At 69.3% G+C, this 21,752-nt stretch carries 22 protein-coding genes and 1 tRNA gene; 15 read left to right on the forward strand and 8 right to left on the reverse strand.

Annotated features, from left to right (window positions below):
* The first annotated feature begins 1 nt into the window (after position 1).
* The 9 genes from KIH31_RS02380 (at position 2) to KIH31_RS02420 (ending at position 8,230) form a co-directional block, all read left to right on the forward strand.
* A complete protein-coding gene (locus KIH31_RS02380) occupies positions 2–1,624 on the forward strand; it encodes a 5-oxoprolinase/urea amidolyase family protein (RefSeq protein ID WP_214425444.1) in 1,623 nt (540 codons plus the stop codon).
* Positions 1,621–2,841: a biotin carboxylase N-terminal domain-containing protein gene (locus KIH31_RS02385; RefSeq protein ID WP_214425445.1), complete on the forward strand. Its 1,221-nt coding sequence runs from the start codon at positions 1,621–1,623 to the stop codon at positions 2,839–2,841. Before KIH31_RS02380 ends, KIH31_RS02385 begins: the two co-directional genes overlap by 4 nt.
* Before the next feature lie 48 nt (positions 2,842–2,889).
* Positions 2,890–3,378, forward strand: a complete 489-nt coding sequence (locus KIH31_RS02390; RefSeq protein ID WP_214425446.1) for a TspO/MBR family protein — start codon at positions 2,890–2,892, stop codon at positions 3,376–3,378.
* An 87-nt stretch (positions 3,379–3,465) separates the two neighbouring features.
* Entirely contained in the window at positions 3,466–3,684 is a 219-nt protein-coding gene (locus KIH31_RS02395; protein ID WP_214425447.1) for a hypothetical protein, read from the forward strand.
* A gap of 57 nt (positions 3,685–3,741) precedes the next feature.
* The gene (locus tag KIH31_RS02400) at positions 3,742–5,097 is read left to right on the forward strand and encodes an MFS transporter (protein ID WP_214425448.1); all 1,356 of its coding nucleotides are present in this window, start codon (positions 3,742–3,744) and stop codon (positions 5,095–5,097) included.
* Positions 5,094–5,576: a cation:proton antiporter regulatory subunit gene (locus tag KIH31_RS02405; protein WP_214425449.1), complete on the forward strand. Its 483-nt coding sequence runs from the start codon at positions 5,094–5,096 to the stop codon at positions 5,574–5,576. The genes KIH31_RS02400 and KIH31_RS02405 overlap by 4 nt, the downstream gene beginning before the upstream one ends.
* Before the next feature lie 3 nt (positions 5,577–5,579).
* Positions 5,580–6,758: a cation:proton antiporter gene (locus tag KIH31_RS02410; protein ID WP_214425450.1), complete on the forward strand. Its 1,179-nt coding sequence runs from the start codon at positions 5,580–5,582 to the stop codon at positions 6,756–6,758.
* Positions 6,759–6,782: 24 nt separating this feature from the next.
* Complete coding sequence (locus tag KIH31_RS02415) at positions 6,783–7,667, forward strand: tryptophan 2,3-dioxygenase (protein ID WP_214425451.1); 885 nt, start codon at positions 6,783–6,785, stop codon at positions 7,665–7,667.
* 131 nt (positions 7,668–7,798) lie between these two features.
* Complete coding sequence (locus KIH31_RS02420) at positions 7,799–8,230, forward strand: SRPBCC family protein (RefSeq protein ID WP_214425452.1); 432 nt, start codon at positions 7,799–7,801, stop codon at positions 8,228–8,230.
* On the opposite strand, the gene KIH31_RS02425 is transcribed toward KIH31_RS02420, so the two are convergent.
* A complete protein-coding gene (locus tag KIH31_RS02425; RefSeq protein WP_214425453.1) occupies positions 8,227–9,648 on the reverse strand; it encodes a CAP domain-containing protein in 1,422 nt (473 codons plus the stop codon). The two genes, KIH31_RS02420 and KIH31_RS02425, sit on opposite strands and share 4 nt — an antisense overlap.
* Before the next feature lie 95 nt (positions 9,649–9,743).
* Between KIH31_RS02425 and dcd the strand changes: the two genes are divergently transcribed.
* A complete protein-coding gene (dcd, locus tag KIH31_RS02430; protein ID WP_214425454.1) occupies positions 9,744–10,325 on the forward strand; it encodes a dCTP deaminase in 582 nt (193 codons plus the stop codon).
* Between the two features lie 10 nt (positions 10,326–10,335).
* Here the strand turns inward: dcd and KIH31_RS02435 are convergent, their stop codons facing one another.
* The gene (locus KIH31_RS02435; protein ID WP_214425658.1) at positions 10,336–12,477 is read right to left on the reverse strand and encodes an MMPL family transporter; all 2,142 of its coding nucleotides are present in this window, start codon (positions 12,475–12,477) and stop codon (positions 10,336–10,338) included.
* A gap of 62 nt (positions 12,478–12,539) precedes the next feature.
* On the opposite strand from KIH31_RS02435, the gene KIH31_RS02440 reads away from it, so the two are divergent.
* The 3 genes from KIH31_RS02440 to KIH31_RS02450 all read left to right on the forward strand — a co-directional run bounded on the left by KIH31_RS02440 (position 12,540) and on the right by KIH31_RS02450 (position 14,646).
* Entirely contained in the window at positions 12,540–13,067 is a 528-nt protein-coding gene (locus tag KIH31_RS02440) for a MarR family winged helix-turn-helix transcriptional regulator (protein WP_214425455.1), read from the forward strand.
* Between the two features lie 33 nt (positions 13,068–13,100).
* Positions 13,101–13,174 (forward strand) — tRNA-Gly (locus KIH31_RS02445).
* Positions 13,175–13,299: 125 nt separating this feature from the next.
* The gene (locus KIH31_RS02450; protein WP_214425456.1) at positions 13,300–14,646 is read left to right on the forward strand and encodes an HNH endonuclease signature motif containing protein; all 1,347 of its coding nucleotides are present in this window, start codon (positions 13,300–13,302) and stop codon (positions 14,644–14,646) included.
* Here the strand turns inward: KIH31_RS02450 and KIH31_RS02455 are convergent.
* Positions 14,643–15,125 (reverse strand): MarR family transcriptional regulator, encoded by a 483-nt coding sequence (locus tag KIH31_RS02455; protein WP_250545438.1) that lies wholly within the window; start codon positions 15,123–15,125, stop codon positions 14,643–14,645. The genes KIH31_RS02450 and KIH31_RS02455 overlap by 4 nt on opposite strands.
* A 135-nt stretch (positions 15,126–15,260) precedes the next feature.
* Here KIH31_RS02455 and KIH31_RS02460 point away from each other — a divergent pair, with 135 nt between their 5' ends.
* Positions 15,261–15,755: a hypothetical protein gene (locus KIH31_RS02460; RefSeq protein ID WP_214425457.1), complete on the forward strand. Its 495-nt coding sequence runs from the start codon at positions 15,261–15,263 to the stop codon at positions 15,753–15,755.
* 31 nt (positions 15,756–15,786) lie between these two features.
* On the opposite strand, the gene KIH31_RS02465 is transcribed toward KIH31_RS02460, so the two are convergent.
* Complete coding sequence (locus KIH31_RS02465; RefSeq protein WP_214425458.1) at positions 15,787–16,017, reverse strand: hypothetical protein; 231 nt, start codon at positions 16,015–16,017, stop codon at positions 15,787–15,789.
* Positions 16,018–16,096: 79 nt separating this feature from the next.
* Positions 16,097–17,449, reverse strand: coding sequence for an MFS transporter (locus KIH31_RS02470; RefSeq protein ID WP_214425459.1), 1,353 nt, complete (start codon positions 17,447–17,449; stop codon positions 16,097–16,099).
* Between the two features lie 147 nt (positions 17,450–17,596).
* Between KIH31_RS02470 and KIH31_RS02475 the strand changes: the two genes are divergently transcribed.
* Entirely contained in the window at positions 17,597–18,448 is an 852-nt protein-coding gene (locus KIH31_RS02475) for a LysR substrate-binding domain-containing protein (protein ID WP_214425460.1), read from the forward strand.
* A gap of 31 nt (positions 18,449–18,479) precedes the next feature.
* On the opposite strand, the gene KIH31_RS02480 is transcribed toward KIH31_RS02475, so the two are convergent.
* From KIH31_RS02480 to KIH31_RS02490, 3 genes are read right to left on the reverse strand one after another with little or no spacing between them, the layout of a single operon-like run.
* Positions 18,480–18,767, reverse strand: coding sequence for a MoaD/ThiS family protein (locus KIH31_RS02480; RefSeq protein ID WP_214425461.1), 288 nt, complete (start codon positions 18,765–18,767; stop codon positions 18,480–18,482).
* Positions 18,767–19,867: an exo-alpha-sialidase gene (locus KIH31_RS02485; RefSeq protein WP_374224838.1), complete on the reverse strand. Its 1,101-nt coding sequence runs from the start codon at positions 19,865–19,867 to the stop codon at positions 18,767–18,769. Before KIH31_RS02485 ends, KIH31_RS02480 begins: the two co-directional genes overlap by 1 nt.
* A 55-nt stretch (positions 19,868–19,922) precedes the next feature.
* On the reverse strand, positions 19,923–21,614 hold the full coding sequence (locus KIH31_RS02490) for an alpha-amylase family protein (protein ID WP_214425462.1): 1,692 nt from the start codon (positions 21,612–21,614) through the stop codon (positions 19,923–19,925).
* Positions 21,615–21,752 lie beyond the last annotated feature (138 nt).

Raw genomic sequence — 21,752 nt, forward strand, 5'->3', positions numbered from 1 at the left:
CATGGACCGCAGGATCCGCGGGGTGCGCCCGGTCGGCAACCGGGCGCTGCTCGCCGAGGTCGACGGACTGGCCGGCGTGCTGGCGCTGAAGGCCGCCCTGGCCGAACGGCCTCAACCCGGACTGGTTGACGCGGTGCCCGCCGACAGCACGGTGCTCCTGAAACTGTCCTCGCCGGCGGCCGCGGCGGCCATGGCGGGCTTCCTCCGCTCGCTGGAACTCGACGAAGTCTCCGCCGGGGACGGAAGCCTGGTGGAGATCGACGTCGTCTACGACGGCGAAGACCTCGACGCCGTCGGCGAGCTGACGGGCCTTGGCCGCGACGGCGTCGTCGCCGCGCACACCGGGCAGCTGTGGACGGCGGCGTTCTGCGGCTTCGCTCCGGGCTTCGCCTACCTCGTGGGAGAGGACGCCCGGCTGGAGGTGCCGCGGCGCCCCAGCCCGCGCACCGCTGTGCCTGCCGGGTCCGTCAGCCTGGCGGGCACCTACTCGGCTGTGTATCCGCGAACCTCGCCCGGCGGCTGGCAGCTGATCGGCCGCACCACGGCCGCGATGTGGGACCTGGACCGCCAGGACCCGGCCCTCGTGCGGCCGGGCAACCGGGTCCGCTACCGCGCCGTCCGGGCCACGGCCACGCTGGCGGCGCAGCCGTCCTCCGGACAAGCCCCGGCACAGACGGGTTCTGCTGCCGGCCCGGGTTTACTGGTGCACTCCCCAGGGCTTCAAACGCTGGTGCAGGACCTCGGACGCCCCGGCTTTGCGGACCTCGGCGTCGGCGCCTCCGGCGCCCTCGACCGCGCCGCGGCGGCCCGTGCCAACAGGATTGCCGGCAACCCCCCGGCTGAAGCCGTGCTGGAAACGGTCTACGGCGGCCTCCGGCTCGAAGCCTCCGGGGACCACGTCCTCGCGGTCTCCGGCGCCGTGGCGGACCTGACGGTCAGCGGCGACGACGGCGAGCGGACCGCGCCGCTGGATACGGCATTCGTGCTGCGCGACCGGGAGGTGCTCACTCTGGGCAGCCCGGCCGCGGGGATGCGGAGCTACGTCGCCGTGCGCGGGGGGCTGGACCTTCCGCCGGTGCTCGGCAGCCGGGCCACCGACACACTGTCCGGTCTCGGACCGGCCCCGGTGTCCGAGGGCACCCTGCTGGGCGTGAAGCCTGCCGGGCTCGGCGCCGTCGTGGGCGCCCCCGAGCCCCAGCCCGCCCCCGCAGCGGGACCGGTCGTGCTGCGGATCGTGCCGGGGCCGCGGCAGGACTGGTTCAGCCCGGACATGCTGGACCGGCTGTGCAGCCAGGACTGGACGGTGACGCCCCAATCAAACCGTGTGGGCCTGCGCCTGGAGGGAGTCGCCCTGGAGCGCCTGTCCGGTGCCGGGCTGCCCGCCGAGCTGCCCAGCGAGGGCACCGTCGCCGGGGCGGTCCAGGTCCCGCCGAACGGCCTGCCCGTCCTCTTCCTTGCCGACCATCCCGTCACCGGCGGCTACCCGGTCATCGCGGTGCTCGCCGACGAGGATCTGGACCGGGCGGCACAGGTTCCGCTTGGCGGCCAGGTGCGCTTTACCGTCGCCGACCACGACGCGGCAGCCGGAGCCACGGCACCGGCCATGGCAGGAGTACGCGCATGAGGACAGTGCTGGTGGCCGACCATGGCACCGCCGCCGTCCGGATCATCCGCGCCTGCCGCGCCCGGGGGCTGTGGACGGTCGCCGTGTACTCCGACGCCGACGCCGATGCCCCGCACGTCCTTGCTGCGGACGAGGCCTTTGCTCTCGGCGGGCCGGCCGCACAGAACGCCTATCTGGACCGCCGGCGGCTGCTCGCCGTCCTGCGCCTGAGCGGTGCCGACGCCGTGCACCCGGGAACCTCGGGGCTCGCGGCGGACCCGCTCTTCGCCGCAGCCGTCACCCGGGGCGGCCGGGTCTGGATCGGAGACCCATCCGGCAGACGCCCCCTGCAGGAAGACACCGCCCCTCTGGACGATGCCTGCTCACCGGACAGCCCCGCACCGCTGGCCGTCCAGGTGCAGCTCGCCGCGGACCGCACGGGCGCTATCACCAGCCTGGGCACGCGGAACGTCTCACTGCAGCGACGCGGCGCGGTGCTCGCCGCGGAGGCGCCCGCCGCGCTGGGCACCACCGCCGGAGCCCGGCTGCTGGACCTGGCGACCGGAGCCGCCCGGGGCCTGACCGGCCTCGCCACGGTGGAGGCGCAGGTCCATTGGGACCGGATCGTGCTGACGGGCGTCCGTCCGGGCCTCGACCCGGTCTTCGCACTCACCGAAGCGGCCGCGGGGGTGGACCTGGTCGGCCTGCAGCTGGACCTGGCCGGGGGCGCCCTGCTGGAGGCAGCGCTTCCCGAACCGGCGCACCGGCACGCGTTCCTGTTCGACATCTTCGCCGAGGACGCGGGCCGGGGGTTTCTTCCCGCCGCCGGCACCGTGGAGAGCATTGAGGGCGCCGATGAGGAGGCTGTGACCTGGGCGGTGCAAGCCGGGTCACCGGTCGTGCTCAGCCGTCCCGGGCCCGTGGCGCAGCTGGTCACCGCCGCGGGAAGCCGCGGCGCGGCCCTGGCGTCCGCCCGCCGCGCGCTGACGGGCGTGCGCCTAGCCGGCGTGGCGACATTGCTTCCGTTCTTCCGGGCGCTCGCCGCGGACGGTGCCTTCAGCGCCGCTCCCGCGGACACCCGCTGGCTGCAGGAAACGACCCTCCCGGTGCTTCCCGATCCGGCCTATTCCGACGTCGAGCCCGACACCGGGCGCCGCCGCCTCACCGTGGAGCTGGACGGCAGGACGGTCACTCTCGGCCTGCCCGCCGCATTGCTGGGGTCCTGGGCCCACGGCTGAAGCGGCTGAGGGCTGACGCGGGCGGCAGTGCGGGACTAGACTGCCCGCATGCGCCCAGCCACCCGCCATGCCGCCGCTGCGGCCGCGGCCGTCACCGCAACCGCCGTGGTAGGTTCCCTTGGCACCGACCCCGGGTCCCACTGGTACCGGCGCCTGGACAAGCCGTCCTGGCAGCCGCCCGGCTGGGCCTTCGGACCGGCTTGGACCACCCTCTACCTGCTGATGGCCGTGGCAGCGGCCCGCGCCCTGAACCGGGCGGACGCGGACTCCAGGCGACGGTTCGCTGCTTCCTTCGGGGCGAACCTGATACTCAACGCCGGCTGGAACTGGATTTTCTTCAAGGCGCGGAAACCCTCGCTGGCCTTGGCCGAGCTCGGAGCCCTGAACGCCTCCAACCTCGGGCTGGTCCGCCGCGCCGCGCGGATCGACCGGACGGCAGGCTGGCTGCTAGCGCCGTACGTGGCCTGGACAGCGTTCGCCACTGCCCTGAACGCGTCGATCGTCCGCCGCAACCCTGGGCTGCGAAAGTGGCCTTAAGCCGCCGGTGCTAGTGTTGCGCACTGGCGGAGCCGGTCCCCAGTCGTTAAGAATTTTCGGTACGGCTCCCCGGAATTGAGGGTTCCTATGAACTCGAATGAAAATGATGTCTGGCTGGCAGCTGCCCAGCTGGAATCGGCAGAACACGCAGCGGACCAGGCCAAGGAGGATCTCAGCATCGTCATTGGCAGTGCCATTGGCAGGGGCGAATCCGTCGCCGCTGTCGCCAGTGCGGCGAACATGACCTCCATTGAAATCCTTGCCTTGAGCGGAAGCTCGGCTGCAACCGAAAAGACCGCTTCGTAACACGCAGCCTCGCGCCCGGGGCCGGTGGGGGCCCCGGGGGCCGCTAGCATTCACGGTATGAGCGACGTCGCCCCGCCTGCCGGACCAGCCACCGAGCCGGTCGGCTTTTCCCCGGCCCCGCGCGCCGTGGCCACCAAGGCCCAGATTGCGGCATGGGCCGCCTGGGACTGGGGGTCCGCCGCCTTCAACGCGGTCATGACCACTTTCGTGTTCACCGTGTACCTGACCGGAGACCCATTTGGCGGCGCGGACCATGCCTCGGCCGTTCTCGCGTTCGGCCTCGGGCTCTCGGGCCTGGCGATCGCCTTGTTCGCCCCGGTCACAGGTCAGCGCTCGGACCACAGCGGCCGGCGCAAGTTCTGGCTCGGCGCCAATTCGGTGATGGTGGCGCTGCTGACGGCCGGCTGCTTTTTCGTTCAGCCGTCCGAATCCTTTTTGCTCCTCGGTGTGGCCCTGATCGCCGCCGGCCATGTGTTCTTCGAATTCGCGTCGGTCAACTACAACGCGATGCTGCTGCAGATCTCCACCGCGCGCACCATCGGCAAGATCAGCGGGCTCGGCTGGTCCATGGGCTATGTCGGAGGCATCGTGGCGCTGCTGGTCGTCTACACAGGGTTCATTTCCCCCGCCGTGGGCTGGTTCGGCGTCACCCACGACGACGGCCTGAACATCCGCGTCGTCGCGCTCTTCTCGGCCCTCTGGTTCCTGCTGTTCGCCATCCCCGTACTCATCGCCCTGCCGGAGAACCCGCGGGATCCCTCGCACCCGAAGCTCGGCTTCTTCGAGTCGTACCGGGAGCTGTGGCGGACGATCCGCCGGCTGGGCCGCACGGACCCGCGCACGCTCTTCTTCCTGCTCAGCAGCGCCATTTTCAGGGACGGCCTCGCCGCCGTCTTCACCTTCGGCGCGGTCATCGCCGTCGGAACCTTCGGCTTCAGCCGGGGTGACGTGCTGATCTTCGCCATCGCGGCGAACGTCGTGGCTGCCGCCGGCGCGGTCAGCGCTGGCTTCCTCGATGACCGGTTCGGACCGAAGACCGTGATCGTCGGCTCGCTGCTCGGCCTTCTGGTCTCCGGTACGGCGCTGCTGTTCCTGCGCGGAAGCGCCTCCTTCTGGGTCTTCGGCTTGCTGCTCTCACTGTTTGTCGGACCAGCCCAGTCCTCCAGCCGCACCTTCCTGGCCCGGCTGGCGACCCCGGGCCAGGCGGGGGAACTCTTCGGCCTGTACGCCACCACCGGCCGGGCCGTCTCCTTCCTCGCCCCGATGCTGTTCGCCCTGTTCGTGAGCGTTACCGGCGCCCAGCGCTGGGGCATCGTGGGCATCCTGGTCGTGCTCCTGGCCGGCCTGCTGGCTCTGCTTCCGGTGCGCTCTCCGCTGCGCGGCTCCGGCGCCGGCACTATGGTGGAGGGATGAACGTGGAGGAGACGCCGCTGCCCGGTATCGGGACGCGCAAGGACCTGGTCACCGAATCGGGCCGGCGGGTTGGCGTGGTGGCCTACCGCGACGGCGACACTGAACTGATCGTCTCCAAGCCCGATGACCCGGACGCGTGCGTCGCGTCGATCCCGCTCACCCGCGAGGAAGCATCCGCCCTGGGGAACCTCCTCGGCGGCCACCAGATCGTCATGCAGCTCACAGAGGAGCACTCCGAGTTTCCCGGCGTGGTCACACGCCAGTTTTCCATTATGGCCGGCTCGCCGTTCGACAACCGGCCCATGGGGGACGCGCACCTGCGCACCCGCACCAAGGTCTCCGTGGTGGCCGTGATGCGGGCCGGCCAGGTACAGCCCTCCCCCAGCCCGGACTTCGTGCTGCGCGCCGGGGACCTTCTCGTCGCCGTCGGCACGCTTGACGGCCTCGACGCTGCGGCCGAGATACTGCGGAACGGCTGAGCCATGGGGACCACCGCGCTCGCCCTGATTGAGCTTGGCGCGGTCATTTTCGGGCTGGCGCTGCTGGCCCGGCTGGCCGGTCGGATCGGCATGTCGCCGATCCCGTTCTACCTGCTCGGGGGGCTCGCGTTCGGTTCCGGCGGCCTGATGAAGCTCGAGGGCATGGCCGCCTTCAGCCACCTCGCCAGCGAGATCGGCGTCATCCTGCTGCTGTTGATGCTCGGCCTGGAATACACGGCGCGTGAACTGGTCACCGGGCTGCGCCGCTCCTGGCAGGCGGGGCTGCTCGACGTCGTCCTCAACGCTGCGCCGGGCGCCGCGGCAGCATGGCTGCTCGGGTGGGGCCCGGTGGGTGCGCTCGTCATGGCAGGAGTCACCTACATTTCCTCTTCCAGCATCGCGGCCAAGGTGCTCACCGACCTGGGCCGGATCGGCAACCGCGAGACGCCCGCGGTGCTGGCGGTGCTGGTGTTCGAAGACCTCGCTATGGCCGTGTACCTGCCGATCCTGACCGTCGTGCTGGCCGGGGTGAGCTTCGTCGGCGGACTGCAGGCCGTCGGGGCATCCCTGCTGATGATCAGCGCCGTGCTACTCGTGGCCCTGCGCTACGGCCGGCAGGTCTCCACGATCGTGGACAGCGAAAACGCCGAAGTCTTCCTGCTCAGCATGATCGGGGCAGCCCTGCTGATCGCCGGAATCTCCTCCGCGATGAACGTCTCGACCGCTGTGGGTGCCTTCCTGCTCGGCATCGCCATCTCCGGTGCCACCGCTCACAACGCATCGCTGATGCTCACGCCGCTGCGGGACCTGTTCGCGGCGATCTTCTTCGTAGTGTTCGGCCTCAGCACCGACCCCACCAGCCTGCCGCCGGTGCTGGGCTGGGCGGCACTGCTGATGGTCGTCACCACGCTGACCAAGCTGGCAACCGGCTGGTGGGCGGCGAAGCGGGCCGGCGTCGCCAAATTCGGCCGGGCCCGGGCCGGGGCCGCCCTGGTGGCCCGCGGGGAGTTCTCGATCGTGATCGCCGGCCTCGCCGTCGCCTCCGGCGCGGTCCCCGGCGAACTGGCCGCCCTCGCCACGACCTATGTGCTGCTCATGGCTGTCCTGGGACCGGTCGCCGCACGTACCGTGGAGCCCGTGATGCGCGCCCTGCAGCCGGGGCCGCGGACCAAGACAGCGTAAGCCCGCATCCGGACGGAGACATCAATGCCGATTGACCGCAACACCCGCGCGCTTGAGGACGGCATCGTGACCGACCTCGCCGGCAGAATGACCTATGGCGGTTACCTGCAGCTGGACCGGTTGCTCTCCGCCCAGCAGCCGGTGAGCAACCCGGAACATCACGACGAACTGCTTTTCATCATCGCGCACCAGACCAGCGAACTATGGCTCAAGCTCATGCTGCACGAACTCCGGGACGTCCGCGGCTCGCTGGCACGGGACGACCTGCGCCGGGCCATGAAAGGCGTCGCACGCATCAAGCACATCCAGCGGTCCATGACCGAGCAGTGGTCGGTGCTCGCCACGCTAACCCCGACCGAATACGCCGAATTCCGCGGCGACCTCGGCTCCTCCAGCGGCTTCCAGTCCTACCAGTACCGGGCCGTCGAATTCCTCCTGGGCAACAAGAACGCCGCCATGCTCAAGGTGTTCGACGCGGACCCCGCCGCCCGCGCCCTGCTCGCCGAACTGCTGGAAGCGAGCAGCATCTACGACGAGTTCCTCCGCCTGCTGGGCCGCCGCGGCTTGGACATTCCGCGGACTGTCCTCGGCCGGGACGTGACGGTGGCCCACGAATTCACCCCGGAACTCGTCCCGGTCTTCAAGCTCATTTACGAGCATGCCCGTGAGTACTGGGACCTCTATGAGGCGTGCGAGGAACTGGTGGACCTCGAGGAGAACTTCCAGTTCTGGCGGTTCCGGCACCTGAAGACGGTCCAGCGCACCATTGGCAGCAAGGCCGGCACCGGCGGGTCCAGCGGAGTCGGTTTCCTGCAGAAGGCGCTGGAGCTGACCTTCTTTCCCGAATTGTTCGCCGTGCGCACCGAAATCGGCCTCCCTGCCGGGGACGACCGCGCGACCGACCGGTAACAACTTGGCAAAGCCCGTGGCCCGGATGACGCCGCTGGGGGTGCCTCCCCCTACTCTTGGTGCTTGAGGCCGGCGTCCGGGGACCGCAGCGGCCGCAGTTGGTGTTGGTGTTTTGATCCTGGAGGTCGCGAATGGCTCATGCCGAATACGAGGTTCTGGTTGCCCGCGATGCGCTGCAGGTGTTCGGCTACCTGGCGGATGGCCTGAACAATGCCGAATGGCGCGACAGCGTCCGGAGCATCGCCTTGCGGTCCGGGGCGGCCGGGAGCGTTGGCGCCGTCTACTCACAAAAGGTGACAGGCGCCAGCGGACGTGAGGTGCCGGCCGATTACGAGATCACCGTGGCCAAACCCGGCGCCGAACTGCAGTTCAAGATCGTGGCGGGGCCCATCCGCTCGACCGGCGCCTACTACCTGAGCACCGAGGGTTCCTGCACGCGGGTCCGCTTCGTCCTCGACCACCAGCCGAAGGGGCTGCTGTGGCTGATGTCCGGCGTGATCCAGAAGGCCATGGAATCCGAGGTGGCCCGGCTCGAGGATCTGAAGCGGATCCTCGAAACCTAACGCGCCAGGCCCAGACCGGACCAGTTGCCGGGCAGCCTGCTCGGCGCGCCGAAGGCTCCCGCCCCGATCGGGTAGTAACTCACAGTTCCGTCCGGCGTTGCGAGCATGAGACCGCGAGAGGAGGGCCCGGTGAATCCGCTGACCGAGGCCACCGTCCCTTGCCAACCGGAGCCGACCGCGCGGCGGCTTTCGGCCACGAGCGCCAGGTTGCCCTTGGAGCGGTAGAGCGTCAGGGTCCCCGTGGCCGAACGGGCCAGAATGTCCTGGAAGCCGTCGCCGTCGAAATCCACCATCGTGATCGTCGCGCCGGCCAGCCCGGAGGCAAGCAGCTGCCGCGTGTTCAGATCCTGGTCCTGGCGGTTCGGGTAGAACCACAGGTTGCCCGCCGGATCCAGGGCTGCGATCTGCGGGAGCCGGTTCATCATGCACCATTGCCCGACGGCGAGCTGCATCGAGTCCCAGCCCGACTGCCCTAGGACGACGGCGGCCTGGAAGCCTCCGGACAGCAGACCGTACTGGACCGCGAGACGCCCGTCGGAGTACTGGATGAGCAGGTCGAACACGCCGTCGCGGTTCCAGTCGGTGGTGAAAATCTGTTGGACACCGGTATAACCGGTCCCGATGACGCGGGCGGCGCCAAGGCCTCCGCTGCCGGTGGCCGCTTGGTCGCGGAGGGTTCCGCCGGCGTCGACCGTCACCACGTCCGCTCCGCTGCGGATCGACGCCGTGCGCAGGTTCGCCGTCGGCGGCATCTGCTTGGCGGGCGGCTGGCAGGCGGGGTCGCCGGGACTGTAGCCGGGGTTGTTGCCCGAGCCGGAGGTTCCGGCAAAAGCTGCCGAAGGGTTCGCGAAGGTGGTTGCCGGCAGCGAGGAGTAACCGTAGAAGTTCACGACGCCGTACATCGCGTACCGGTTGGGCGTGGTGGAGGGGTTCCCGTCCGTGAAGGTGATGCCGATACCGACCACGTTCATCTTCGGGTTCGTCAGGATGGCGTTATGGGCCGGGGAGTTCTTCCACCAGTCCACCAGCCCGGCGGCATTGCGGTCCCAGCGGACCGCGATCACTTCGCCCGCGGCGTTCCAGCCGGCTGCCCGGCTGTCCGTGAGGAAGTTGGGATTGTGGTTGAAGGTCTCCTGGGCCGCGATTGTGTCCGACCACTGCTGGGTCATGCCCGAGACGGTGACGTTGTACTTGACGGCGGCCAGCCCGAGCGAGGCGCGGTAGGAGTTGATGGCGGCGAAGACGTCGATGATCTGCTGCTGGTTGTTGTCGGGTACCAGGTCACGGACGGACATTGGGGCCGCCCCCGCCCGGGCCGGCGCCAGCGCGGCAGAAGGGGCGGCCGCCCCGGTGAGACCCACTGCGGCCGCGAGCATGCCCGCGGCAAGGACGGCGGCAGCGCGCCGCACGATGCGCATCAATGTTGCCCCCCGGCGTTCAACGATCTACGCAGAAGACTAGCCCACCCGGCGGCCGTGGCGAAGGGCAGGGGCCGATAGGCTATTTTTAGAGGGTGCTGATCTCCGACCGCGACATCCGAGCCGAACTCGACGCCGAGCGGATCGTGCTCGATCCCTACGAGCCGGCCATGGTGCAGCCCTCAAGCGTGGACGTGCGTATTGACAGGTTCTTCCGACTGTTCGACAACCACAAATACGCCCACATCGACCCGGCCGAGGAACAGCCCGAGCTCACGCGCCTGGTTGAGGTGGATCCGGATGAGCCGTTCATCCTGCACCCGGGCGAGTTCGTGCTCGGCTCCACCTACGAAGCGGTGACCCTGCCGGACAACATCGCCGCCCGGCTGGAGGGAAAATCCTCCCTCGGCAGGCTGGGGCTGCTGACGCACTCGACGGCGGGCTTCATCGACCCGGGCTTCTCCGGCCACGTGACCCTGGAACTCTCGAACGTCGCCACCCTGCCGATCAAGCTCTGGCCCGGGTCGAAGATCGGCCAGCTGTGCTTCTTCCAGCTGTCCTCGCCCGCCGAACATCCCTACGGCTCCGGCGCCTACGGGAACCGGTACCAGGGGCAGCGCGGGCCGACGGCGTCGCGCAGCCACCTGAATTTCCACCGCACCGAGATCGAGCGCTGAGCAGCGGCCGTCAAGCCTTTCGACGCAGCTTCGACGGCCACCAGATCACGGACCCGGCGTCGTAGGCGAGCGCCGGTACCAGCAGCGAGCGCACGAGCACCGTGTCGAGCAGCACGCCGAACGCCACGATGAAGGCGATCTGCGCCAGGAACAGGATCGGAATAACCCCCAGCGCCGCGAACGTCGCCGCGAGGACCACGCCGGCCGAAGTGATGACGCCGCCGGTGGCGCCCAGACCGCGCAGGATCCCGCGGCGCGTCCCCAGGGCCAGGCTCTCCTCCCGGACCCGGGTCATCAGGAAGATGTTGTAGTCCACGCCCAGGGCCACCAGGAAGACGAACCCGAACAGCGGCACGGACGCGTCCGCGCCGGGGAACCCGAACACGTGGTTGAAGACCAGCGCCGAGACGCCCAGCGCCGCCCCGTACGACAGCACCACGCTGGCGATCAGCAGCACCGGGGCCAGCACCGAACGCAGCAGCAGCATCAGGATGAGCAGGATGACGCCGAGCACGATCGGGATAATCCTGGCCAGGTCCCGCTGCGCCGTCTCGTTGGTGTCCAGCGCGGTCGCAGTGACCCCGCCGACCAACGCCCCCGGGGCCGCGTCAGGAACCGAACTGCGCAGGTCCCTGACCACCTGTTCCGCCGCCGCGGAATCCGCCTCGCTGGCGAGCGTCGCGTTGATCAGCACCCGGCCGTCCTTGACGACCGGCGGCTGGGCGGCGCTCCCCGGCGCCCCGGAGGCCGGGCCGGTGTAGAACGATGCCGCCGCCACGCCCTTCGTGGCCTTGACCTTCGCCAGGGCTGCGTCGGCGTCGGCGGAGGGAACGATGACAACGGCCGGGCTGCCGGTTCCGGCGTCAAAGTGCTCGGCCTGCGCCTTCTGGCCGTCCACCGCCTCGGACTGGCGCAGGATCAGGTCCGTCTGGGCGACGCCGCTGGCCTTGAGCTGCAGCAGTCCCGCACCGCAGGCAAGCAGGATGACCAGGGACACGGCCCAGACCGTGCGCGGGCGGCGGGAAACCAGCAAGCCGGTGCGGCGCCAGAGCGGGCTCAGCCCCTCCAGCCCGGTCGCCGGTTCCTGCCGTGCGGTGTCGGGCTGAAGCTTGGGACGGAACGGCCAGAAAGCCGCCCGGCCGAAGACGGCGAGCAGGGCCGGCAGGAAGGTGAGCGCGCCGAGGAGGGCAAAAAAGATGCCGATCGCGGCAATCGGACCCAGGCTGCGGTTGGAGTTCAGATCCGAGAACAACAGGCACAGCAGCGCCAGAATCACCGTGGCGGCGGAGGCGGCGATGGGCTCCACCGCCGTCCGGAGCGCGCCGCTCAGGGCCACCCACTTTGACGGGGTGTGGTGCAGGGCCTCCCGGTAGCGGGACACCAGCAGCAGGGCATAGTCCGTGGCCGCGCCGATGACGAGGATTGAAAGGATGCCCTGGCTCTGTCCGCTGAGCTTGATCCAGCCCCAGCTCGCGAACGCGTAGACGACCAGGATGGAAGCCGTGAGCGCGAAAACCGAGGTGAGCAGGACCAGTACCGGCAGGATGATCGAGCGGTAAACCAGCAGCAGGATGACGAACACCGCCACCAGCGCCACCAGCAGGAGGATGCCGTCAATACCGGCGAACGCGCTCACCAGATCTGCTGTCAGGCCCGCGGGACCGCTGACGTAGGCGGTCGCGCCCGCAGGAAGGCTCCTCTGCACCGCACTGCGCAGGGACGCGACGACGGTCTTGATGTTTTCGGTGTCCGCGACAGGGACGATGAATTCGACGGCTTTGCCGTCCTTGGACGGAATCGGACCGGCGACGGTGGGCTGGTCGCCCTGCTGCACGCCGTCGACCTTCTGCAGCGACTGCCCCAGCGCGGCATACCTGGGAAGGTCCCGCCGGGGGATCCCGGCCTCATTCACCAGCAGGACGATGGCCGGGAGCGCCTTGGAGTCCGTGAACTTCTGCTGCCAGTCCCGCGCCTCGGTGGACTCCGCGCTGGCCGGCAGGAAGGAGGCCTGGTCGTTGCTGGAGACGCTTGAGAGCTTGCCGAAGGTGGGGCCGCCAAAGGAGGCGGCGGCCAGCCATGCCAGGATCAGCACGAGCGGCAGGAGGACACGCACTGGACGCGGCGGGATGCCGGGCGAGCGGCGGGACCCCATGCGCTCCCGACGCTTCTTTAGATCATCAAGTATCTCCATGATGGAGATACTACAATGGGTTCATGGCAGATCCAACAGACCGACCGGAAGGAACTGCAGGGCGCCTCCTGCTGCTCCTGCGACAGTTCACGGTCGAGACCGAGCGTTTCGTCGAGGACATGAGCAAACGCCACGGCCTGCACCGGACGGACCTCAATGCGCTCAACGTGCTCTCCCAGGCAAGCCGGAGCGGGCAGCCGATCACGCCGGGCCGGCTTGGCGAGGAGCTGCGGCTGAGTTCGCCGGCGACGACGGCGCTCATCGACCGCCTCGACCGTGCCGGGCATGTGCACCGGGAGCGGAATCCCCGGGACAGGCGGCAGGTGTCCTTGGCCATGACCGATTCAGCGCAGTCAACCGGGGGCGCCATGTTCGCGCCGCTCGCGCGCGAGATCGGGGCTGTGATCGCGGGCCACACCGAGGATGAGCTGGCGGTGGTGACCCGGTTCCTGGAGGAAGCAGTGGCAGCCACTGAACGCGCACGAAAGAGCGGCACCGCCGCAGACCCGAGCGGCCGCGCCGATATGCAGCCACCCGCGCCACTCATGTAAGCTGATTCCCGGTGACGGCGCAGGCCGTCCCGCGCGGCTGTAGCTCAATGGTAGAGCGCTAGCTTCCCAAGCTTGATACGCGGGTTCGATTCCCGTCAGCCGCTCCACTTCTTCCGCGCCGGGCACGGCCATTTTCCCTCCACAGGGCCTCCGGCTGGCACGATCATCCACATCTTCATCCCCGGTCTGACCCCGTCCTGAAACCGTCGGTGGCGGATGGCAGAGTGTGGTCATGGACGGTTCATTCGTTCCCCGGCACCCGGCATCCTGCCCGCCATCGGAGGCGGCGAGGGCCTTCGCCGCGGCGCTGGCCGTTGCGGGCCCGTGCCCCGATGACGCGGCCGTGATCGAGGAACTGCGGGCCTTGGAGGACCTGAAATCCGCGGCCGCGGCCCGGCAGGCCCGGATCACCGCCGCGTTCGACGCCTCCCAGCGCGGGGCCCAGGCCGACGCTGGGATCCCCGCCGTCCGGGCCGGCAAGGGCATCGCCACCCAGATCGCGCTCGCCCGCAGGCAGTCCCCGGCCCGCGGGAACATGCTGCTGGGGCTGGCCAAAGCCCTCACCACCGAGATGCCGCGTACCCTGACCGCCCTCGCCGGCGGGGACCTGAACGAATGGCGGGCAGCCCTGCTGGTGCGCGAAACAGCGTGCCTGTCAGCCGCGGACCGGTGCGCCGTCGACGCTACCCTCGCCCCCGATCTGGGCACCCTCGCCGGACACGGTGACGGGGCCCTCATCGCCGCGGCCCGCACGGCCGCCTACCGGCTGGACCCCCGCTCCGTGACGGACCGCGCCCGCAAAGCTGAGACCGAACGGTTCGTAAGCCTGCGCCCGGCCCCGGACACCATGGCGTGGCTCACCGCCCTGCTCCCCGTCTCCGCCGGAGTCGCCGCCTATTCAGCCCTGACCCGCGAAGCGGACTCCGCCCGCGCCGCAGGGGACCCGCGCAGCAGGGGCCAGCTCATGGCCGACACCCTCGTCCAGCGCCTCACCGGCACCCCCGGCGGGGCCGCCGGCATCGAAATCCAGCTCATCATGACCGACCGCACCCTGCTCCAGGCCGATAGCGAACCTGTGCGCCTGCCCGGCTACGGCATCCTCCCCGCCGCCTGGGCCCGCGCCCGCGTCAACAACCACCACCGGTCCGACGGCGGCGGGGACCGGGACGGCGAAGACAGCTTCCGGGTCTGGGTTCGCCGGCTCTACACCGCCCCCGGCACCGGAGACCTGATCGCCATGGACTCCCGCGCCCGGCTCTTCCCGCCCGGCTTGCGCCGCCTCATCCAGGTCCGCGACAACATCTGCCGGACCCCCTACTGCGACGCCCCCGTCCGGCATCTGGACCACGTCCGGTCCTGGCACACCGGAGGACCCACCACCCTCGCCAACGGCGCGGGACTCTGCGAAACCTGCAACCACACCAAGGAGACCCCCGGCTTCACCAGCCAACCGGTCCCCGGCCCACGCCACACCATCCGGCTCACCACGCCGACCGGCCACGCCTACCACTCCACCGCACCGCCCCCACCCGGAACACCACCAGCGGCTCCGGCAGCGGTTCCGGCAGCCGTTCCCTAGTGGGGAAGGTCCAAGGCGAAGCGGCCGTCCTCGGTTCCGGCCTCGCCCGCCGCCGCCGCGAAGGCATCCATCGCGCCGGCCACGGAGGCCCGCAGACCGGCGGGCATGCCGGCGAAGACCTCCGCAACCGCGTTCCTGCGGTGCGCCAGCACGGAGTTGACCAGGTTCGCGCCCCGCTCCGTCAGGTCCAGCCGCACATAACGCCTGTCGCGCGGATCGTCCGTGCGTTCGATGAGGCCGGCCTTGACCAGCCGGTCGGTGGTCCGGGTGGCGTTGGACGCGTGCACCCCAAGCTCCGCTGCGACCTCGCCGAGGTTTCGCGGCCCGTGCGAGGCAATCAGCACGAGGACCCTTAGCTGCGGGCTCGTGACGACGTCCTCAACCTCCACCACCGACCTCGCGGCAACCCGCAACAGGACGTTCGCCGCCCGCAGCACGGCATCGATCTCACCCTCGGCCCCCGGCCCGGTCGTATCCATCACACCGCCAAGTATCCCCGGACCATTGCGCCAAGGCAACGTTTGCGCACCATACCGCGGGCCTCTGGCGCGAACCGCTCCGGGAACGCATAAAGTAGCGAACAAAGGATCTGCCCGGCGCGCGAAAGGACCGAAGTGGAAGAGTTCGACCAGAAGGACAGACACAATCTGCTCAGGCAGCTCGCCATCCTCGAGGTCGCCAAGCGGGCCGAAGGAAAACGCACGCCGGAAATCCGCGCCATGCTGCGCGACGCCTTCGCCGAAAGAGGCGCGCCGGAAGGGCCCGACGGCTGGATGAACGCCGTCGCCACCGCGGCAGCCGGAGGCGAGCCCTACATCATCAGCCAGGAAGCAGCGGCCGCAGCCGCCGAGGAGCTGAACCCGCGGCCCAAGCCGCCCCGGCAGGTTCGGCAGGCGTCGCCCAAGCCGCTTCCGGGGCCGCTGGACCGCAAAGGACTGCGCAGCGCCGCGGGCACCTCGGCCCCTGACCGGCGGGCTCAGGCCGTCCGGAACCCCGTGCTCCTGGCTTTGGCTTGGCTCCCGGCGAAGATTGCCACCGCGGTAGTCCGGGTCGCAGCGGTCATCATGGCTAAGCTCCGGGCGTCCGGCAGGCGCGCGGGCCGCCCTTAACAACCGGCCTCGACAGCCGAGCGGGGGCCCGTCAGGTCACGCCGACGCGCATGGCGATCATGGCCGTGATGAAGCCTGCGAGGGCGGCAGCAGTGGCCAGCACCCACAGGCCGGTCAGCAAGCCGCTTTTGCGGCGCACGCCCGGCGCGTTCCCGGTGGTGATCGACTCGGCGCGGAACAATGCCGCCGCCGCCGAGATGATGGCCACCACCCAGAAGAGCCATTCCAGCACCCCGAAGATGAGTCCCTGAACCGGTTGCATCAGCTTCCCTCCCCTTCACGGGCGGCACCCGGCGGTGCCGTACCCGTATCTTGGCGCTGAAACGGCGCTCTGGCAAGGTTCAGGCCGCGTAAGAGCCCGGTGTGCTCCTGCGTTCGACGATCCGCACCAGGCCTCGCGGGCGCCGGAGGTTGAACGTCAGGGTCAGGTGCCCCTTGCGGGAGAGCACGAGGGCGACGACGACCGCCGCGACCGCGGGCACTCCCCCGGCGACCAGCAGCGCGGCGTGGGGGTCGATACGTTCCGCGAGGGACCCGATCAGCGGGCCACCGAGCGCCTGGCCGCCGAGCAGCACCATGATGTACAGGCTCATGACCCGGCCGCGGATTGTCAGGTTCGACGAAACCTGCACCAGCTGGTTGGCCGCTGTCAGGAACAGCAGGCTCGCGCAGCCGGCCGCCACCATGACGAGGCAGAACGACAACTCGTTCGGCGCAAAAGCCGCCAGCGCCATCAGGAACCCGAAAGCGCCGGCCGAACCCACGACAGTGCGCAGCCGCAAGGTCGTGCGGCGCGTGGAGGTCACGGCACCGGTGAGCGCGCCCACGGCGAGCAGCGTGTTGAGCAGGCCGTAGCCGCTGGCGCCGGAGTGGAACACATGGTCCGCGAAGGCCGCCATCAGCACCGGCGTGCTGAGCGCGAAGACCGCCACGAAGGCGGCCATGATGGCCGGGTAAAGGATCGTCGGCTTGGAGACTGCGTAGGCGAACCCTTCCTTTAGCTGGCCCTTGGCGCGCGGCGCCGCCGGGGTCGCCACGAGGCGTTCAGCCTTCAGCGAGCCAAGGCTGAACACGGTCACGCAGCAGGCTACGGCGTTGATCGCAAACGCCCAGCCTCCGCCCACGGTCGTGAGCAGGATGCCGCTGATCGCGGGGCCGAGCATGGACCCGACCTGGAAGATGGAGGAGTTGACGCTGATGGCGTTGCGCAGGTGCTGGGGTCCGACGAGCTCATGCACAAACACCTGCCGCGACGGGTTGTCGACGACGGTCACCAGGCCCAGGACGAGGGCCACGGCGTAGACATGCCAGACCTGGATCACCCCGGTGAGCGCGAGCACGGCCAGCACCGCCGCCATGAGAGCGGCAACCGACTGGGTGATCATCAGCAGCCGCCGCTTGGAGTAGCGGTCAGCCACCACTCCGCCCAGCGGACCGAGCAGGAGCATCGGGGCGAACTGCATGGCAACGGTGACACCCACTGCGGTCACACTGCCGGAGAGCTGAAGCACCAGCCAGTCCTGCGCGATGCGTTGCATCCAGAGGGCGACGACGGCGACCAGGTGCGAAGCGGCGAAGATGCGGAAATTGGGGACCTTCAGCGAGAGGAAGGTGTGGCGCCAGGGAAGACGCTCGGAGACGAGGGGGACGGGAGCGGTGGCGGTTTCAACGGCAGGTGCGGGCGGGGGTGTCACGGTCAGTCCTGTAATCAGTGGTGTCGGGAGTCGGGCGCTGCGGTTTCGTTCGGATGCCTCGGTTTTTCACCCTACGCGCCGCCTCTCCTATTGCGGCGGGCTATGGTGTCTATAAGTCTCATTGGGATTCGTAATAGGAGGGTGCGCATGTTCGACCCGGTGCTGCTGAGGTCCTTTCTCGCCGTCGCGGATACCCGCAGCTTCACGAAGGCAGCCGAACGCCTCAAGCTGAGCCAGCCAACGGTGAGCCAGCACCTGCGCAAGCTTGAGCAGGCCGCCGGGCGCATCCTGGTCACCCGCGACACCCGGGAGGTGCGCCTGACCGACAACGGGGACGCGATGGCGGGTTTCGCCCGGACCATCCTCGCCGCGCACGAAGCCGCCACCGCGTACTTCACCGGCACCGCCATGCAGGGCCGGCTCCGCTTCGGGGCGGCGGACGACCTGTCCATCACCCGCCTGCCCAACATCCTGCGGCACTTCCGCCAGCTCTACCCGCGCATCAACCTCGAACTCACGGTGAACCAAAGCGGGCAGCTGTACCGCAAGCTCAAGGCCGGACAGCTGGACATGGTCTTCATCAAGCAGAAGGCGGGCGACGGCGAGGGGACCCTGGTCAAGCGCGACTCGCTCGTGTGGGTCGGCCAGGAGAAGACAGTCCTTGAACCGGGCTCCCCGGTGCCGCTGATTTCCTACCCGGCTCCGAGCCCGAGCCGCCAGATGGCCATCGAGGCGCTCGAGCGGGCCGGCCGCACCTGGCGGATCACTTGCAATGTCCGCGAGGTGAACGGCATCCTGGCCGCCGTCCGTGCTGGTATCGGGGTCGCCGTGTTCAGCCAGTCACTCATCCCGGACGACCTGGTCATGGTGAACCAGCGCTTCGACCTTCCCCCGGTGGGCGACGTCGACATCACCCTCCTGAGCAACCCGGTGGCGAACCAGGAACTGGTGGAAGCTCTCACCTCGGCCATCCTCGGCAGGCCCCTGCGCAAGAGCTGAGACGCAAGCCGCCCGTGAAGCAGCCGTCGGGTCAGCCGCCGGCGACCGACTGGATAATGTCCACCTGCTGGCCCGGCCCGACGGCGGTATCCGTGCCCGCGAGCCGCCGGACGTCCTCCCCGTCGAGGTACAGGTTCACGAAACGCCGGATCGCGCCGGTCTCGTCCCGGATCCGGCGCCCCAGCACCGGGTAGTCACGGGCGAGGACATCCAGCAACTGCCCCACCGTCGCCCCTGCCGGGCAGTCGACGGCGATGGTGTGCTGGTTCCCGGCCGCCGGCTCCAACACCCCGGGCAGCCGAACCAACACGTCGCCCATCAGCCGGACACCACCGCTGCCCGGACGCAGAGGACGTCCGGCAGGTGCTCTGCCACCGTCATGAAATTGTCGCCTTCATCGGCGCTCGCGTAGACGTCGCCGCCCCGGGTGCCGAAGTAGACGCCGGCGGGCTCCGCCGTGTCCACCGCCGCCGCATCCCGGAGCACCACGTTGAAGTCCTGCGCCGGCAGGCCGGAGTCGAGCCGACGCCAGTTGCTGCCGCCGTCGTCCGTACGGTGCACGGCGAGCCTGCCCTCCGGAGGGATGCGTTCGCCGTCGGCCTTGATGGGGACCACCCAGGCGGTGCCGGAGCGCCGGGGGTGGGTGAGCATCACGAATCCGAAGTCCGACGGAAGGCCCTCGGCGATGGATTGCCAGGAGTCCGCGTTGTCGTCGGAGCGGTACACCCCGTGGTGGTTCTGCGCATAGAGCGTGGCCGGTTCCTCCGGGTCCCGGGCGATCTTGTGCACGCACTGGCCGAACTCCGGGTTCGGGTCCGGCATGAAGTAGGCGCTGATTCCCGCGTTGCGGGCCTGCCAGGAAGCTCCGCCGTCCGTGGACCGGTAGACACCTCCGGTGCTCATCGCCACGTGCACTGTGTCCTCGCCGTCCGGCGCCGGGAGGACGGAATGCACCGCCGCTCCGCCGTAACCGGCGCCCCACTGGTCGTGGTGGGGGTGGTCCCAGAGGCCGCGGTTGAGTTCGAAGTGTTCGCCGCCGTCGACGGATTTCCACACCGAGATGGGTTCGCAGCCGGCCCAGACGACGCCGGGACGCCCGGCGGTGTCCGGCTGGATCTGCCACACCCGTTCCAGGGCTGAGCCGGTGTCCTCGGGGAACCTGATGGCGCCGTTTTCCGGCTCGGTCCAGGTCCGGCCCAGATCATCCGAGTGGAAGACTGTCGGTCCCCAGTGCTCCGAGCGTGCGCCGACCATGATCCTGGTCCGGCCGCCGCGGGTGTCAATGCCGATGCTGGGCACCTCGTGCATGAGGAAAAGCGGCTGGGACAGCGACCAGCGTTGCCGGTCCCGGCTTTGCGCAAGCCAGAGTCCCTTCTTGGTTCCGATCGCGAGCAGCACTGATCCGTCGTCGGCCATCATGCCCCCCATTCGACCACCGAGCCGCAGCCGCCGCAATGGGTAGTTCCAGGAAACCTCAGGGGAGGCGGGAATCGTTGGGGTTGGGGACACGCAGCCACCGGTAGCCGTAACCGTCCAGCTGGAGTTCGATCCGTCCCTGGGCGGACACCGTGATGTCCTCCGTGCCGAGCAGGTCCAGCAGCACGACGCCGTCCAGCGCTTCGGCGGTCCGGTCCGGGGTGGCGAGGTCGAGCGTGACGGTGGCCGGCTGCGGGCCCAGATTGTGGGCCAGCACGACGCTGTCGGCATCCCAGACGCAGCGGTGTGCCAGCACCGCAGTCACGGGCTGTTCCAGCATTTCGAACCGGCCCCAGCCCAGCTCCGGGCATTCACGGTAGCGGCGGATCAGTGCCGCCATGAAGTTCCAGAGCGAATCGGGCTCGCGCCGCGCCCGCGCCGCGTTCACGTGCTCCGGCCCGAAGCCGCCCTGGACCACCGGCGAGATGAGCCGGGAAGCCGGCGCCGTCGAGAACCCGCCGTTGGGCCCATCGGTCCATTGCATCGGGGTCCGGACCGCCATCCGGCCTTCGGCATCGAGGTCCTCCCCCATCCCGATCTCCTCGCCGTAGTAGAGCACGGGTGTTCCCGGCAGGGAGAAGAGCAGCGAGTAGACCATCCGGATCCGCCGCGGATCGCCGTCGAGCATTGGCGGGAGCCGGCGTTTGAGCCCCCGCCCGAACAGTTGCATCCGCTCTTCCGGCCCGAAGGCGGCGAAGACCTCCGCCCGCTCGTCCTCCGAAAGCTTGTCCAGGGTGAGCTCGTCGTGGTTCCGCACGAAGGTTGCCCACTGGTTGTCGGGGTTGATCGGCGGGCGCCCGGCCAAGGTCTCGGTCAGCGGTCCGGCATCCTGGCGTGCCAGCGAAAGGTACATGTACTGCATCGTGTTGAAGTCGAACATCATGCTCAGTTCGTCGCCGCTGTCACCGCCGAAGAACTCCAGCTGCTGCTCGTAGGGCAGGTTCACCTCTCCGAGCAGGACGGCGTCACCCTGCCGCCTGCCTTGGAACCGCCGGAGGGCTTTGAGGTACTGGTGCGGGTCCGGGAACTGCTTGTCCGGCTTCTGGCCGATGGTCTCGAGCAGGAAGGGAACCGCGTCCACCCGGAATCCGTCCAACCCCAGATGCAGCCAGTACCCCATGGTTTTGGCGATCTCGTCGCGGACCTGCGGGTTCTCAACATTCAGGTCCGGCTGGAACTTGTAGAAGCGGTGCAGGTACCACTCCCCCGTGGCCTCATCCTGGGTCCAGATCGAATTCTCTTTGTCCGGAAAGACCACTTCGGCGGAGGTGTCCGGCGGCGGGTCCGCCCGCCAGACGTAGAAGTCACGGTACGGGTTGTCCACCGACTTCCTGGCCTCCTTGAACCATGGATGCCGGTCGGATGTGTGGTTCACCACGAGGTCCGCTATCACCCTTAGACCGCGGTCCTGCGCCGTCCGGATGAATTCCACCAGGTCCCCCGGACTGCCGAGCCGGTGGTCGACGCCGTAGAAATCCGTGATGTCGTACCCGTCGTCGCGGCGCGGCGACGGGTAGAAGGGCATCAGCCAGATGCAGGTCACCCCGAGTTCGCTGAGGTAGTCCACGCGCTGGGCAAGGCCCGCGAAGTCTCCGCAGCCGTCGCCGGTGGAATCGAAGAACGTCTCAACGTCGAGGCAGTAAATGACGGCGTTCTTCCACCACAGGTCCGAAGTGTCGGTGATCTTCATCTGGTGCTCCTCTCCACGACTGCGCCATGTCTACCGCGGATGCCACCGCGGTGTCGAGGATCCGGCAGGCCTGCGGGAATAAGCCGCACCCCCGGAACGCTGGAAAATGGTGAAACCGGCCCGCGTTGACCGGCTGGC

The sequence above is a fragment of the Paenarthrobacter sp. DKR-5 genome (assembly GCF_018531425.1).
Classification (GTDB): Bacteria; Actinomycetota; Actinomycetes; order Actinomycetales; family Micrococcaceae; genus DKR-5.

Coding starts and splice junctions, on each gene's coding strand:
- KIH31_RS02380 (WP_214425444.1), top strand. CDS start 2: ATGGACCGCAGGATCCGCGGGGTGCGCCCGGTCGGCAACCGGGCGCTG.
- KIH31_RS02385 (WP_214425445.1), top strand. CDS start 1,621: ATGAGGACAGTGCTGGTGGCCGACCATGGCACCGCCGCCGTCCGGATC.
- KIH31_RS02390 (WP_214425446.1), top strand. CDS start 2,890: ATGCGCCCAGCCACCCGCCATGCCGCCGCTGCGGCCGCGGCCGTCACC.
- KIH31_RS02395 (WP_214425447.1), top strand. CDS start 3,466: ATGAACTCGAATGAAAATGATGTCTGGCTGGCAGCTGCCCAGCTGGAA.
- KIH31_RS02400 (WP_214425448.1), top strand. CDS start 3,742: ATGAGCGACGTCGCCCCGCCTGCCGGACCAGCCACCGAGCCGGTCGGC.
- KIH31_RS02405 (WP_214425449.1), top strand. CDS start 5,094: ATGAACGTGGAGGAGACGCCGCTGCCCGGTATCGGGACGCGCAAGGAC.
- KIH31_RS02410 (WP_214425450.1), top strand. CDS start 5,580: ATGGGGACCACCGCGCTCGCCCTGATTGAGCTTGGCGCGGTCATTTTC.
- KIH31_RS02415 (WP_214425451.1), top strand. CDS start 6,783: ATGCCGATTGACCGCAACACCCGCGCGCTTGAGGACGGCATCGTGACC.
- KIH31_RS02420 (WP_214425452.1), top strand. CDS start 7,799: ATGGCTCATGCCGAATACGAGGTTCTGGTTGCCCGCGATGCGCTGCAG.
- KIH31_RS02425 (WP_214425453.1), bottom strand. CDS start 9,648: ATGCGCATCGTGCGGCGCGCTGCCGCCGTCCTTGCCGCGGGCATGCTC.
- KIH31_RS02435 (WP_214425658.1), bottom strand. CDS start 12,477: ATGGGGTCCCGCCGCTCGCCCGGCATCCCGCCGCGTCCAGTGCGTGTC.
- KIH31_RS02440 (WP_214425455.1), top strand. CDS start 12,540: ATGGCAGATCCAACAGACCGACCGGAAGGAACTGCAGGGCGCCTCCTG.
- KIH31_RS02450 (WP_214425456.1), top strand. CDS start 13,300: ATGGACGGTTCATTCGTTCCCCGGCACCCGGCATCCTGCCCGCCATCG.
- KIH31_RS02455 (WP_250545438.1), bottom strand. CDS start 15,125: ATGGATACGACCGGGCCGGGGGCCGAGGGTGAGATCGATGCCGTGCTG.
- KIH31_RS02465 (WP_214425458.1), bottom strand. CDS start 16,017: ATGCAACCGGTTCAGGGACTCATCTTCGGGGTGCTGGAATGGCTCTTC.
- KIH31_RS02475 (WP_214425460.1), top strand. CDS start 17,597: ATGTTCGACCCGGTGCTGCTGAGGTCCTTTCTCGCCGTCGCGGATACC.
- KIH31_RS02480 (WP_214425461.1), bottom strand. CDS start 18,767: ATGGGCGACGTGTTGGTTCGGCTGCCCGGGGTGTTGGAGCCGGCGGCC.
- KIH31_RS02485 (WP_374224838.1), bottom strand. CDS start 19,867: ATGATGGCCGACGACGGATCAGTGCTGCTCGCGATCGGAACCAAGAAG.
- KIH31_RS02490 (WP_214425462.1), bottom strand. CDS start 21,614: ATGAAGATCACCGACACTTCGGACCTGTGGTGGAAGAACGCCGTCATT.